This window comes from Absiella sp. AM09-50 (assembly GCF_003433845.1).
Lineage (GTDB): Bacteria > Bacillota_I > Bacilli_A > Erysipelotrichales > Erysipelotrichaceae > Hoskinsella > Hoskinsella hominis.
Genome location: NZ_QVFI01000009.1, coordinates 13,096 through 27,737, shown reverse-complemented (window position 1 = coordinate 27,737; position 14,642 = coordinate 13,096). Strand labels below are relative to the sequence as shown.

The following is a 14,642-nucleotide window of genomic DNA, read 5'->3' as shown; positions in this document are numbered from 1 at the left end:
TCCTTGTTTTTTATTATACCATGTATCTTGTATTTCCGTTAGTATTTTTTGTGTTTTTCTATTACTCTTCATTCGCAATACTGGCGAGTAACCCCATACTTCCCATCATAACCACAAGCGAGCTTCCACCATAGGAAATAAATGGAAGTGTGATGCCCGTTACTGGAAATAAGCCGACAACAACGCCTAAATTGATCATTACCTGAATGGCGAACAATGAAATCAATCCTATCGCTACATAACATAAATAGGGATCCACACAGTTTTTCGCAATCTTTACACCTTCATAAATAACTAGCAGGAATAGCAGAATCAAAAACACACATCCGATAAAGCCAAATTCTTCCGCAAATATCGCAAATATAAAATCAGTCTGTGGCTCTGGAAGATAAAAATGCTTCTGCATACTGTTATCAAAACCAACACCTAAGATGCCGCCAGGACTTATCGCAAATAAAGATTGTATGATTTGAAATCCTGCACCTAATGGATCTTTCCATGGGTCCAGAAAAGATGTGATACGGGCAAGTCGATAAGGTGCAGATAATATTAAACCACCCAATCCCGCAACACCCAGCATTCCTACTCTCACAAAATAAGAGATTGGTGAATCTGCGGCCAGCACCATAACAACAATAGAACATACCATAACGATTCCACTGCCAAAATCCGGCTGAAGAAGAATTAATCCAAAGCCTAATGCTACCAAAAAACATGGAAAGATTAAATCTTTTTTAAACGTTTTGATACGATAGCGTTTTGCCAGATGATCTGCGACATATAAGATGATGGCGATTTTGAAAAATTCTGATGGCTGTATCAAAAATGACCCAACCCCAAACCAGCTTCGTGATCCGTTTCGCTGTACACCTAAGCCCGGTATTAAAACCAACAATAATGCAACTGTACAAATGATAAAGAAGATTTTCGCATGTCCTCTTAATTTTGTTAAAGATATTTTACTGCTCATCCACATCACAAAGAATCCAATCAACGCAAACACTGCCTGACGGCTCATAAAATACATGGAATCGTTGAATTTTGCATGTGCCCATACACGAGAACTACTGCCAACCATGATGACACCAATCACAACCAGTATTAATATCTCAATTGTTAGTCGTCTGCTTTTTTTATTGAACATGAGAAACCACCTCATCCAAGTGTATGCGAAAAAGCAAAAAAAAAGTAGTTTTTCTACTTTTTTCATGTAAAGCAACAACCATTACGATTGCTCATATTTTTCAATATAACATTCATGTTCTTTTGTAGTCTTATCATAATTGATAACTACTAACAACAAATTATCCAAATAATGTTTTAATACGTTTGGATAATTCTTATTCTTGATTTGTGAGATTGCAGTATCTACATTTTTATCATATTTTAATTCAACTATCATGGCTGGCTTATCATCTTTAGGGATGAAAGCAATATCTGCAAATCCTTTTCCCGTTGGTAATTCTCGAATAATCGTGTAATGCTCTTTCGCAGTGATATAAGCAAGACTGATTGTATAGGAAAGTGCATTTTCATCATTGTACTGCAAAATGCTTGTTTCATAATGTGAATTTTGAATATATTTCGCAACTTTATCACTGTCCATATTCCATGTAGCTTCCAACAAATCATTTGCATTTTTAAATAACGATGTCACGATGCCCCAATTAGAGTTTTTAATAGAAGTGATAAATGTTCCCTTAACTTCATTATTAGGTATATAAACTGTGCTTTTTGTTGAATCGTATCCAAGGTATCCTAAATGAATCAATAATGTAAAAACATCATCTTTCGACTTGAATGTAGTCATATCATTTTGGAATGATGAGGTATCTACTTTCACTTCATCCCCTGCAATCATAGAAATAATATTATCTTTCATTCCATCTAAATTTAAATCAATATATTTTTGTAATGCCTCAAATGTTTCTGTCTGGCTCCAGTAGTTTCTAAACTTTCCTGATTCAATGGATGAAGTTACAGAACGAGGTGAATAGATTGATACATTTTCTTCTAAATGATATCCGTTGTACCAGTATTGCATTGTAGAGAAATCAACATGATATTTCTCACATAGTGCACGGACTTCTTCCTCTGTAAATCCCATAAATTTAGAATAAGATTCAGGCTGAAGCATGGATATTTCATCGAACATATTCAATGCACTATGTGTACCATATTTTTTAATAGGCAAAATTCCAGTCATATAAGCCAGTTCTACATAGGGTTGGTCCTTTAATAAGTTTCTTAGATAGTCGAGATAACGCTCTTGTTCTTTTTTATCACGTTTAAATTCTCTGAAAATACAATCCCATTCATCAATAACAAAGATAAATGACTGATTATAATCGCTGTAGATTCGCTTTAGATAATTTTTTATATTTGGTGTAATTACATGTACATCATACTCTTTGGATAGCTCATAAATAACTTCTTGATTTAGAATGTCTAGCATATCTGATATGGAAGTTGAATCACTCAAGAATTCCTGCATATTCAAATGAATGACATTGTGCTGATTCAGATGCTTTTCATAGTTGTTCGTTGACACAACTTTCAAAGAATCAAACAGTTTATGAGAATCACACCCTTTTGAATAATAGGCAACTAACATATTGGCATCCGTACTTTTACCGAATCTTCTCGGTCTAGACACACAAACGAATTTTTGCTTTGTTTTTATTCTACAATTTATTTTTTCAATCAATAGAGATTTATCCACCATCAAAGTCGAATTAACCAATTCTTGGTATTGATCATTATTCGGATTTAAGTAAATACCCATTCCACATCATCCTTTCTTTGCTTATTATATCATTTTTATCACTATAAAGCACTTGTTTTCAAACGGTAACAACTTAATAATTTTTTGTTTTTTATATCTGAATAAAAATTAGGTTGTCAACAATAGTGCGAACAACCCTTTATAAATATTCATACCACCTTTCTTTGCTAATAAGCATATGTAATTTATTTTTTCCCAATGGATATATTGTAATGATATTTATATTCAGTGTTACATGATCGTTTTGCCCTTGAACATTTTCTTGCATGAACATATCCATATTTATGATAATGTAATTCAGAATTTCCAAAATGTCCTTTTTCCGGTCTTACTTTAAATCGTTCTTTTAAAAAAATAATTTCCCAATCATCATTACTGAAGAACTTGGGAACTTCTCCAACCCTTGGATACAAATTAACTGGATACTTTTCATTATCATCTTCATCAACCGCCATTCAATAATGTAAATATAGCCCGTATCACATCTTTTCTGGATCCATGGAAAGATCCATTAGGTGTAGGATTTCAAATCATACAATCTTTATTTGTGATAAGTCCTGGAGGTATCTTAGGTGTTGGCTTTGATAACAGTATGCAGAATCATTAATATCAGTTGTAAATGAAGGCGGAGAAAAGTCGATAAGGGGCAGATAATATTAAACCACCCAATCCCGCAATCCCCAGCATTCCTACTCTCACAAAATAAGAGATTGGTGAATCTGCGGCCAGTACCATAACAACAATAGAACAAACCATAACGATTCCACTGCCAAAATCGGGCTGAAGAAGAATTAATCCAAAGCCTAGTGCTACCAGAAAACATGGAAAGATTAAATCTTTTTTAAACTTTTTGATACGATAGCGTTTTGCCAGATGATCTGCGACATATAAGATGATGGCGATTTTGAAAAATTCTGATGGCTGTATCAAAAATGACCCAACCCCAAACCAGCTTCGTGATCCGTTTCGCTGTACACCTAAGCCCGGTATTAAAACCAACAATAATGCAACTGTACAAATGATAAAGAAGATTTTCGCATGTCCTCTTAATTTTGTTAAAGATATTTTACTGCTCATCCACATCACAAAGAATCCAATCAACGCAAACACTGCCTGACGGCTCATAAAATACATGGAATCGTTGAATTTTGCATGTGCCCATACACGAGAACTACTGCCAACCATGATGACACCAATCACAACCAGTATTAATATCTCAATTGTTAGTCGTCTGCTTTTTTTATTGAACATGGGAAACCACCTCATCCAAGTGTATGCGAAAAAGCAAAAAAAAGTAGTTTTTCTACTTTTTTCATGTTTCCTTAGTGATTGGTTTCTTTCAAAATATACCTTGTATTTTTTGACGCACCAATCCTTGTGATTATATTTTTATCTATCATTTCTTTTAATATCGCACGTGCCCTTCTTTGTTTTACTCCTAATAGATTTTCCACTTCAACCGTGGTAACTTCACCTTTTTCTACAATTCGTTTATAAATAATTTGTTGCTGCTTTGTTAACTCGACTTTAATATAGTTGCCAACACTTTTTAGTAATCCATTATCACTTTCCGGCACTTTTTCGGCACTTTTTCGGCACTTTGCCATCGCTTTCCGGCATCTCTATTTTTAGATATCTATATCATTTTTTCTTTGAATTTCTTCAATTTTGTTTTCAATAAACGTCACAACATCCATCAGTTTTAAATCATCAGAATGGATCATCAAACGATCTAATTGAAGAGATTCACCTATCAGAATACATAATCCACCTTTTTCTTCATTCCCTGTAAACTGATAACGAACACCAAGGAATTCTCCTTGTATAATCATCCGTATCTGTATCTTGTTTGATTACTTCTTTTTCCCCATGAAGAATCAATTCACTTAATTCTATGGAACGCATATAAATATAATTTTCCAGTATTTTTAATCGCTCATCACTCAAATTATAGTGTGGATGCTTATAGAAATGAAAATTATACAGTTTCTTTAGATATTTTATATCCTCATGATCACAAAACCATGTAATCAGTTTTTCATGCGTTGCTCCAAGCGCTGATTGACTATGTGCTATCTTGTATTCATCAAAGCGTTTTTTATTCATAATATCTTCATCTTTCAAATAAGAGAATAATGAAATACCATGGTCAAATAAAGGCGCAAACCCTGTAAATTTATTTGTTGCATTATTTTTTAGTAATCCAAAATTGCCAAAGTGACGATCTTCATTTAATATCAATGCATCAAACAAAATCATGTGCTTAAAATCTTTTACAAAGCCTAACTTTTTGACTTTATCCACTAGGCATGAAATAGAATATTCTTCCAATACATGACCAATAGGTACATAAGATATATCTTTTGATGTAAAGTTTTCACAAACAGATGCCAATATGCCTTTCCAAATTTCTAAATCATATGAAACATGTATAATTCCCATAGCCTTCGCTACTTGTGCTGCATAACATTCTGAATAAGGTTCTCTTCCTCCATTTGAATATAGTTCTGCATTTATTCCCCCTTTATATAAATATAAAGTATTTTGCACTCTTTTCCATGCTTTTGGCAACATACCATTGGTTGTCATTTCTGGACTAGGGCTAAGTTCTTTAAGTGTTTCACTGTATCCGGTAAATGCCACCAAGCTTAATGCCTCTGAAAAACTATTATCATAAAGATTATAATCATCAAAGCGTCCATGAAAGTCTTCTTCTACCACCCAATAGATATCATTCACAGACAATGCCATGCAGATTTTCAAAGATTCTTCTAAGTCATTTTCATTTAATCCCTGACTCATCAATATTTCTTTTACAAACGCTCGATTACGAGGAATCATTCTGCTCTTCAACCATAATCAAATACATCCTTGCTTTTCCATAATATTTCCACAATCATTTCATCATAAAAATTCTTATGCATCTCAAACTTGATAAGCTCTTTATCATATTTTTTTAAAATAAACACACTCATTTTTAAACCTCCCTTCTTTACAAAATCAGGCACAAAGTCATTTCTTCGTGCCTTTTATATTATTTTTTATTTTCTTTTACTTTATATTCTCCATTCCATGGTACCATCTTCGCATGCAACAAATATCTGGCATCACTTGCTTCCCCATTAACTTCATAGGAACAGGTTGATAATGTAATCATACGATCACTTGCATTCATTTCGACATCTCGTTTGTTTTCTGCCAAGCCTTTAATCATATCAATATATGCTAAATAGCTTTGTTCATCTCCGGAATATGTGGTATAAGATGGACTGCCATCTTTTGTAGAATACATACTGATGACTTCACAACGATAATTGCCATCTGGTGTAAACAGATATACATATGGATGAGATGTATAGAATCCAGCATCCTTAAAATTTTCTAATTCCGCAAACATCGTTCCATGTTTAACATTATGTCCAAAAATAAAAGTGTTATTATCCTTAAATTCACCATTTGCCTGATAATCCATGAAAATCGCACCCGCATAGTTTTCAGCCTTTAAAAAAGTATGTGTCAAATAGAAAGAATTATCACTTCCATGAACGATGGGATAATTGATATCCGTATCAGGAATAATGATCCATCCAACAATTTCAGGATTTGCTTCTTTTAAAGCCTTCCAGTTGATTGTAAAAGGTTCTTCTTCCGGTTTCGGTTTTTCTGGTATCTCTGCAATATTAATTAATTCCGCTTTTTCTTTTCCTTCTTCATGATTTTGAGAAAATATATCATACAGCTGGTATCCACTATAAATGAACACCCCCAGTGCAATTACAAATAAAATACGCCATATCCATGGATTTTTCTTTTTTCCTGATTTTTTACTCATGCGAATCACTCCTCGTGTTTTATTTTACCATATATTTTACATACTGCCATTCCATTTGATATAATAAGAAAAATAAGATTTATGCAAATAGATAAGAAATGTGCAATTTTGATTTACAAAGTTTTTTGATTGTGCTATCATACATTTAGACATTTATCTAAATGTTCTAGTCGAGGTGATGAAATGGGATTTCAGGAAACTTTTAAAGCGTTATCTGATCCTACTAGAAGGGAGATCATCACGTTGTTGAAGGATGGAAAAATGAGTGCTGGTGAAATCGTCTCGCACTTTTCTATGACAAACGCAACTATCTCCCACCATCTGTCAGTTCTTAAGCAGGCTGATTTGATCAGTGATGAGCGAATCGGCAAGCATATTTATTATGAGCTGAATACCAGTGTGATTGATGAAATCATAGGATGGATCACATCTTTGAGGAAAGGAAATGAATGATATGGGGAAACAGAAAATCTTTTATGTATTATTCTTTGGCATGATCATTGTGAACCTTTTATTTTACACAAAACTGCCTGATCAAATTCCTGTCCATTGGAATTTAAACGGTCAGATTGATGATTATGCATCAAAATTATTTATCTTCTTTCCAGCAGTATTCTTATTATTGATGAAAATCGGTTTTGCTATCTTGAAGTATATTGATCCAAAAGGCAGCAACTACGAACGTTTCAAACATACATTGGAAGTGATTCAATTAGCAGTTTACCTATTTATTTTTTGTTTATGGGTAATCACGTGGGTTGCATGTTTTGATCCTGATTTAATCAATATCTCTTTTATGATGAGTTTATTATGTGGTGCTGTATTCACAATCATGGGTAATTTGATGCCAAAGTTTAAAACAAATTATTTCATTGGTATCAAAACACCATGGACATTATCCAATGAAACCGTATGGATGAAAACCCATCGCATGGCAGGAAAGCTTTGGTTCTTTGGTGGAATCCTGATGATTATCATAACTATGTTTCTTAAAAGCAGTCACATGATCATGGACTTATTTATGATTACTATTTGTATATTAGCAATTGCTCCTTGTATCTACTCTTATGTATTATATCGTAAAATCACACAAAACGTGTGAAAGAAAGGATGAACAACATGATTGAAATTAAAAATGTCACAAAAGTATATGGAGGAAAACATAAAGCCGTTGATGCTATTTCATTAACGATACCAACTGGTGAAATCATAGGCTTTATCGGACCAAATGGTGCAGGTAAAACCACAACGATCAAAATGATTACTGGTGTATTGAATCCAGATGAAGGGGAAATTTTAATCAATGGCAAAAACATTGTAAAAGAGCCATTAGAAGCAAAAAAAGAATTTGGCATCGTACCTGACAACGCAGATATCTTCTTGCGTTTAAAAGGAATCGAATATTTAAATTTTATGGGCGATATTTATGAAGTAGAAAGCAATGTAAGAAAAGAGCGTATTGCACATCTTGCGAAAGTATTTGAAATGGAAAATGCTTTAAATGATAAGATCTTATCTTATTCTCATGGTATGCGTCAGAAAATTGTCATTATGGGTGTATTGATTTCTGATCCAAATGTATGGATTCTGGATGAACCAATGACTGGTCTTGATCCACAATCTTCTTACTCATTAAAAGAAATGATGAAGGAGCATGCTGCCAAAGGCAATACAGTATTCTTCTCTACTCACGTTTTGGAAGTTGCGGAAAAGCTTTGTGATAAAGTTGCGATCATTGATAAAGGTCATATCATTTTCTTTGGCACTTTGGAAGAATTACAAGCACAGCATCCTGATTGTGATTCTCTGGAATCCTTATTCTTAGAGGTCATTCAACATGCGTAAGTTTTTATCTCTGACCAAAGTTCTTGTCAAGAATACAATGGGGTCATTAACGGATGGAAAAAGTAAAAAAGGATTCCAGATCTTTATGTATATCATCTTATTCATCTGTTGTTTCCCTATGGTATTTGTATTCTATTACATGTTTGATGAACTAATTAAAGTCTTAGCACAAATTCACCAGGAAGGTGTAATGATTGGTTTTGGATTCCAGATTGCAAATTTCGTCACATTCTTATTTTCTATCTTTCTGATTCCAAGTGTCTTTTATTTCAGTAAAGACAGTGAAACATTATTGTCCCTGCCTATTAAGCCACAGACCATTCTGGCAAGTAAGTTTACGGTCTGTCTGATTTATGAATATATATTCTCTTTGGCAGTTGCGATTCCCTTACTTGTGGCATATGTACACAATGTAGATGTTACCCCTTTATTCTATATTTTTGCTGTGATTGTAGTTTTAACACTACCTGTTTATCCACTAATTTTAAGCAGTATCATTTCAATGTTAGTTATGCGTTTTGTGCCATTCTTTAAGAATCGTGATCGTTTTAATATGATTGGTGGTATCGTAGCAGTTATAATCGCCATGGGATTTAGTTATTTCATGAATTCTGAGAGTATGCAAAATATAGAGCCACAACAGTTGATATCTATCTTGATGGATGGAAATAATTCCTTGATCAATATGTTGTCTTTGATCTTCCCTGGTGTCCCATACGCCGCAAAGGCCTTGTATAACGCTGATATTCTCTCATTTATCATAAATATCGTTATCACCATTGCCGCAGTAGCATGCTTCTTGTTTATTGGCAAAATGGTATATTTCAAAGGTGCTATTGGATTTAATGAAACCGGAAGCAATCGTAAGAAATTATCTGACAAAGAATTTGATAAAACAACACATCAGAAAAACAAGGTACAGACCTATATGATGAAAGAATTCAAATTATTGATCCGCACCCCTGTATATTTCTTGAATTGTATTGGTACAAGTGCTATCATGCCTATTGTATTTATCATCATATACTTTACAAGTGCATCGGACATAGATTTATCTGCATTATCAGGATTCTCTTTTGAAGGCTTTTTGCCTTATGCCGTTTTAATTGGTCTTGCTGGTGGTATCCTGTTTGCGAATATGAATCTGATTTCAGCGACAGCTATTTCTCGTGAAGGCAGCAATGTGATGTTTATGAAATACATTCCGATGGAATTTAAGCAGCAGATTCATGCGAAAACAAACTGCGGTATTATCGTTTCCCTGATTTCCATGCTGGTTACGGTAATTATCGCCTATGTGATTTTCCCTTACCTGCCAATCTATTATTATATTGTTTGTTTCTTGGCAAGTATCATTACGACACTTTTAGGAAATTATGCTGGTATCTTAGTAGATATGGCACATCCAAAGCTTGTTTGGGAACAGGAAGCTGCCGCTGTTAAACAAAACATGACCGCAATGATTGCCATGATGGGTGGTATGGCTTTATGTGGTTTAATGGTATTTGCAGTATTTATGTTACCATTTGATGATATCACAATGACTACTACCCTTGTTACTGTGGTATGTATTGCTTTAACACTTGTACTTCGTATACTTGTTGATAAATCCGCAAAAAAACTATTTGAAAGGATTTAATACACATGAAAAACGTACTATTATATTTTGGTGCAAACCCTGAAAAGAAAGACAATGTTTGTAAAATATTAGAAGATTTACATTTAACTCCGATTGTTGTAAGTGATGAAGAAAACAGCCAGCAGGTGGGATATCTGATGAAACTTGCAGACTTTACGAAGCAATCAGAAAAAGGTGAACGTATCGCTATGGATTTGATGGTATTTGAAGACGTGGATGATGATACCATTAGAGAATTCACAAAATTCAGTAAGTTATTACATTGTGAAATGCCACAAAAAGCAATGCTTACCGAACACAACAAAAACTGGAAGCTATGTGATCTATTACAAGAAATCGAAAAGGAACACGCCTATTTCGCTTATGTAGAAAAGATTCACACCATGTTAAATGAAAGTCAACATCTAATCATTGATGATTATACCAAAGACTCCTGGAAAGCTTACGAAACAGCCTTCTACGCAGCCTATGATGCCATCCAGAAGCAATGTTCTATGGATGAGATAAAAGCTGTCTATGAGCGTTTCTATAAGGCTAAGGAAGGATTGAAAAAAGCATAAAAATAAACCCCGTCAAAATGAATTGGCGGGGTTTATTTTATATATTGCCTTTTAGATATGAGATGATATCTACTATTTGAATATTATTCGTTGATAGTTTTTTCGCAAGGCTTATTAACTGATTATATGTTAACTCATTACATTTTTCAATATCAAGCAAGATGCGGTATGCAATAGATAACTCATTAATAGAAAAGCCATATTTTTCATGAAACAGTTCTTCTTAATTTGCTAAATACATTGCCTTATATTGTAATTTCCAATACATTCCACATGCCTTTTGTCTAACTTTATCATCGCTACTCTCTAATGATTTTTCTCTACAATCTTTTTCACCATGGAATCATCAAAGATAAGTTCTTGTTCATACTCTTTCATGGATGCCTTGTAAAAGTCATGAAATTTTTCTTTAAATGCATGAAATGCATCTACAACATCTGTCATTAGATTAATTTACAAAACTCAACATTTTTCTTTAGTTCTTCTTCTGTCATATTCTTGGGAATCATACTCATGTTCCTCCTATTCTTTAAGGAAATTATAACACTCAGTATTTTCTGCTTCAATATAATATTTTTAAAAATTAATTAATTGGCGCCTGAAACGATTGTTTTCGGTTCTAACCATAAAGTAAAGACAACATGATATTTTAGAAGATTTACATTTAACTTTAATTCAAAAAGTGATATGTTGTATTTGAAGATGCTAATGATGACATTAGAAAATTCACGAAATTTACTAAACTACTTCATTGTGAAATGCAAAAAAACTATATTCATCAAACATAACAAAAACTGGAAGTTGTAGGATCTATTAAAAGAAATAGAAAAAGAACACGTCTATTTCTCTTATGTAGAAAAGATTTATAGCTCATTAAAAATGAAAAGAGCAAAAACTGTCTATGAGCGTTTCTACGGACTAAAACGATTGTTTAAAAAAATCTGAAAAATTGATAATGTAATTCTTATTAGCATATTAAAAAATTATTATCCTATATGTACACAACAAAACGCATTTAATTTCATATTTCTTATTTTTAACCTAATTCAACAAATCCAGTTTATTCATTACTACATTCTTCATTAATTTTATTTTTCATTTGTAATATAATTGATTCAATTTGATGTTTTTTTTACATTCATCTTCTCGGATGTTAATTATATTGCTTCAATATTCTATTTGTTCTTCCATATTTTGTCTTGGCATTAACAGTACCTCCTTCATCTTATTTGAATTTTATAAGATTCAGTTAACGTTTACTAGCTACGAGTTATTTGATGTTTACTTCGTAAAATAGTCCTAAAAAAAGACACAGATCATAATTTTCTGTGTATTCTATACTTTGTTCTGATAATATTCTATTAAAAACAGCATTTACAAAAAGTAATATGATACTATTTTAGTTTAACTAATTTTAATATATATTTAAAATTTAATAAACACTCAACTAATGCAATTAAAATCATCATAATTGTACAATATACGTTTTTTTGATAAAATAATGCAAATATAACTATCATTAATATAACGCTTTTAAACATATATTTTCTATCCAAATGGATATCAATCATTTTTTTGATGTCAAAATGTCGATAAATAGCCATAACAGCATACGCAATTAAAGTTGAAATTGATGCAGCATATAAACCAATATAACTAATTAACAATAGATTAATTATTATATTAACGATAGCTGAAACAATTGATGTATTCATTACCTGTTTCGTCATTTTTTTTGCAATGTATATAGCACTATATAATCCAACCGCAACATTGAAAATCATTGCAACTATTAATATTGGTACATTGTCTAAAGCTGCATTATATTTATCATCTATGAACAATCTGAATACTATTGGCATTACTGCAATCAAAAGCATACCTAGACAAGTAAATGCTTTTAATACTATATTAATCACATTAGATATGAATCTATTACTATCATTTTCATTTACATGTAAACTAACTGATTCAGCCCATGATAGCTGAAATACGTTAAACACACCTATAAAAAGAGAAGAGAACTTATTAGATACAGCATAAATACCATTTGCCGATACACTAAGCATTATTGATATAATTGTTCTATCCGATGCATTCACTATCCACCATGATATACCATTTGGAATTAATGGTATTGAATATGATAATATTTCTTTCAAATAGTTTAATCTTATAGCATTAAACGATATATATTTTTTTAAATCTAGAGAATAGAAAAGATAACTAATAGTCATAATATTTGCTATTATCATACTCAAAAGCATTCCGTCAGCTTCCATTTTTAAAACTGGAATAAAAATTACATTTAAAAAAACCGTAGTTATACCATTGATGCAACAAGATATTGAATAATTAATATTTTTCCCTAAACCTCTAGAAACTTGAATAAAATATTGAGAAAAATAACTCATAATTATCACAATATATATTAAATATTTGTATTTAATATTAAGAAAGAAAGAAAGTGGAATAAATAAAATAGTGCAAAAAATTGCAATAACTGTTAAAGTAAAAAGAATGGTAGTAATAATGCGTTTCGATTCTTCAATATCTTTTCTTTTATCAACTAAAAATCTAAATGCTGCCATTTCTAAATCAAGTGATAGTATAGGTACAAACAACGATATATAAGTAATTACTAAATCAACTATTCCAAATTCAGATGAAATTAAATACTTTGTATATAATGGTAATAATAAAATCGTGATAAACTGTGTACAAGCTTTCCCAATAAAGATTATAATGGTATTTTTTACCAGTTCTTTATTTTTATTCATTGATTAATCCTCTACGCTTATACTTTTCACTAAATAGTTTATTTCTAATAAATCTAGGTAGTAGATAAGCATGATCATTTATAAAAAATGACAATTTTCTTTTTGAACTAGTATATTGTTCTGTATAGTATTTATTAATACAGTAATTATATCCTTCTTTTTCATAATCTAGCCAAAAATCAGTATACAATTTATTTTTCTTGAATGCGCTTGTTAAACATTTATTACCATTTTTTGCTTCAATGAAATTTTTTTCAAACAATTTTACATTTGGTAACTTTTTAATAAGATTATTCCCTTTTTCTGAATTTATTAATATTAAAGAAATTCCTTTTTCATCATTACGTAGTTGCCTTGTTTCAGAAACATATCCCCAAAAATCTGCTAATGTTATATCAGATACTCTCTCTTCACCAACATATTTGCATGTGTCGCATACGTCATTTGTTATCAAGTCGGTCAAAAACAATCTCAAATATGGATCAACACAAGTATTTTTTTCATATACTCTATTATCCTTCAGATCAATTCTCATACTAAATACATTCCAACTTGGTTTTTTATATCTAAAATTTATATTATCAATCTTAGTTAATTTGTTATCTTGTAAATAATCATTAAATACTCTTGGAGATGGTGCTCCGTGACACAAAACATCAATTGTAATTAAATTTTCATATTCTTTTCGTAAATATTTTTTTAAGCCTGCGATTTGACAAGCAACACCACTAAATAAAACAAATTTCCCTTGTATTAAGTCCTTTTCAACATCAATAAATATATTTCCGACATAACTTTGAACGTATTTACTACCTTGTGATTTCTTTATATCATTAATATTTACAAAACGTTCGTGCTTTATTAAATTTCTATCGTCTATGCTAACGCCATAAACAATTCCGCCAATTGAAATAATTACTGAAGCCATCTCAAAAAATAGACCTCCGGAACTACTTTTTTCTCTAACACTATCGTTTTTTGTCCATCCTGCATAGCATTTTTCCCATTTACTTTTACTTATTTCACTTAATTCTGGACAAACATGCTCACATTGATGACAACCAACACATAATGAATCATCAATTAACGGAATGTAAAACCCTTTTGTATTTTGAGAAATTTGAATAGCATTTTTTTTACATGTAGAATAACATGCCATGCATCCAGTACATCTTTTTGGTAAGTTCATAACTACAAAATT

The 14,642-nt window shown here is 31.7% G+C and carries 15 protein-coding genes and 2 pseudogenes; 6 read left to right on the top strand and 11 right to left on the bottom strand.

Features of this window, described 5'->3' with window-relative positions; translation table 11 throughout:
• Positions 1 to 61: 61 nt before the first annotated feature.
• The 3 genes from ftsW to DW114_RS09545 form a co-directional block, all read right to left on the bottom strand.
• Positions 62 to 1,144, bottom strand: a complete 1,083-nt coding sequence (gene ftsW / locus DW114_RS09555; RefSeq protein ID WP_117453522.1) for a putative lipid II flippase FtsW — start codon at positions 1,142 to 1,144, stop codon at positions 62 to 64.
• Positions 1,145 to 1,225: 81 nt separating this feature from the next.
• A complete protein-coding gene (locus DW114_RS09550) occupies positions 1,226 to 2,785 on the bottom strand; it encodes an AAA family ATPase (protein WP_117453521.1) in 1,560 nt (519 codons plus the stop codon).
• 185 nt (positions 2,786 to 2,970) lie between these two features.
• Positions 2,971 to 3,240, bottom strand: coding sequence for a hypothetical protein (locus tag DW114_RS09545; protein WP_117453520.1), 270 nt, complete (start codon positions 3,238 to 3,240; stop codon positions 2,971 to 2,973).
• Positions 3,241 to 3,254: 14 nt separating this feature from the next.
• On the opposite strand from DW114_RS09545, the pseudogene DW114_RS09540 reads away from it, so the two are divergent.
• A pseudogene (locus DW114_RS09540) lies at positions 3,255 to 3,389 on the top strand (FtsW/RodA/SpoVE family cell cycle protein); the annotation flags it as partial.
• Between the two features lie 29 nt (positions 3,390 to 3,418).
• On the opposite strand, the pseudogene DW114_RS09535 reads toward DW114_RS09540, so the two are convergent.
• The 6 genes and pseudogenes from DW114_RS09535 to srtB all read right to left on the bottom strand — a co-directional run.
• Positions 3,419 to 4,036: pseudogene (locus tag DW114_RS09535) on the bottom strand (FtsW/RodA/SpoVE family cell cycle protein); the annotation flags it as partial.
• A 71-nt stretch (positions 4,037 to 4,107) separates the two neighbouring features.
• The gene (locus tag DW114_RS09530) at positions 4,108 to 4,392 is read right to left on the bottom strand and encodes a hypothetical protein (protein ID WP_117453519.1); all 285 of its coding nucleotides are present in this window, start codon (positions 4,390 to 4,392) and stop codon (positions 4,108 to 4,110) included.
• A gap of 21 nt (positions 4,393 to 4,413) precedes the next feature.
• The gene (locus DW114_RS09525) at positions 4,414 to 4,617 is read right to left on the bottom strand and encodes a hypothetical protein (protein ID WP_117453518.1); all 204 of its coding nucleotides are present in this window, start codon (positions 4,615 to 4,617) and stop codon (positions 4,414 to 4,416) included.
• A complete protein-coding gene (locus DW114_RS09520; protein WP_117453517.1) occupies positions 4,565 to 5,626 on the bottom strand; it encodes an XRE family transcriptional regulator in 1,062 nt (353 codons plus the stop codon). Before DW114_RS09520 ends, DW114_RS09525 begins: the two co-directional genes overlap by 53 nt.
• Before the next feature lie 8 nt (positions 5,627 to 5,634).
• A complete protein-coding gene (locus DW114_RS21970; RefSeq protein WP_255411932.1) occupies positions 5,635 to 5,760 on the bottom strand; it encodes a hypothetical protein in 126 nt (41 codons plus the stop codon).
• Positions 5,761 to 5,819: 59 nt separating this feature from the next.
• Positions 5,820 to 6,617 carry a class B sortase gene (gene srtB / locus DW114_RS09515; RefSeq protein WP_117453516.1) on the bottom strand — a complete coding sequence of 266 codons (798 nt, stop codon included), beginning with the start codon at positions 6,615 to 6,617 and terminating at the stop codon, positions 5,820 to 5,822.
• 183 nt (positions 6,618 to 6,800) lie between these two features.
• On the opposite strand from srtB, the gene DW114_RS09510 reads away from it, so the two are divergent.
• From DW114_RS09510 to DW114_RS09490, 5 genes are read left to right on the top strand one after another with little or no spacing between them, the layout of a single operon-like run.
• Positions 6,801 to 7,070: an autorepressor SdpR family transcription factor gene (locus DW114_RS09510; RefSeq protein WP_117453515.1), complete on the top strand. Its 270-nt coding sequence runs from the start codon at positions 6,801 to 6,803 to the stop codon at positions 7,068 to 7,070.
• A 1-nt stretch (position 7,071) separates the two neighbouring features.
• Positions 7,072 to 7,719: an SdpI family protein gene (locus tag DW114_RS09505; protein ID WP_158552332.1), complete on the top strand. Its 648-nt coding sequence runs from the start codon at positions 7,072 to 7,074 to the stop codon at positions 7,717 to 7,719.
• A 17-nt stretch (positions 7,720 to 7,736) separates the two neighbouring features.
• Entirely contained in the window at positions 7,737 to 8,462 is a 726-nt protein-coding gene (locus tag DW114_RS09500) for an ABC transporter ATP-binding protein (protein WP_117453513.1), read from the top strand.
• On the top strand, positions 8,455 to 10,101 hold the full coding sequence (locus DW114_RS09495) for a putative ABC transporter permease subunit (RefSeq protein ID WP_117453512.1): 1,647 nt from the start codon (positions 8,455 to 8,457) through the stop codon (positions 10,099 to 10,101). The genes DW114_RS09500 and DW114_RS09495 overlap by 8 nt, the downstream gene beginning before the upstream one ends.
• Before the next feature lie 5 nt (positions 10,102 to 10,106).
• Complete coding sequence (locus tag DW114_RS09490) at positions 10,107 to 10,661, top strand: DUF3783 domain-containing protein (protein ID WP_117453511.1); 555 nt, start codon at positions 10,107 to 10,109, stop codon at positions 10,659 to 10,661.
• A gap of 1,394 nt (positions 10,662 to 12,055) precedes the next feature.
• Here the strand turns inward: DW114_RS09490 and DW114_RS09485 are convergent.
• Positions 12,056 to 13,441, bottom strand: coding sequence for a lipopolysaccharide biosynthesis protein (locus DW114_RS09485; RefSeq protein ID WP_117453510.1), 1,386 nt, complete (start codon positions 13,439 to 13,441; stop codon positions 12,056 to 12,058).
• Positions 13,434 to 14,630 carry a Coenzyme F420 hydrogenase/dehydrogenase, beta subunit C-terminal domain gene (locus DW114_RS09480; RefSeq protein ID WP_117453509.1) on the bottom strand — a complete coding sequence of 399 codons (1,197 nt, stop codon included), beginning with the start codon at positions 14,628 to 14,630 and terminating at the stop codon, positions 13,434 to 13,436. Before DW114_RS09480 ends, DW114_RS09485 begins: the two co-directional genes overlap by 8 nt.
• Between the last annotated feature and the right edge of the window lie 12 nt (positions 14,631 to 14,642).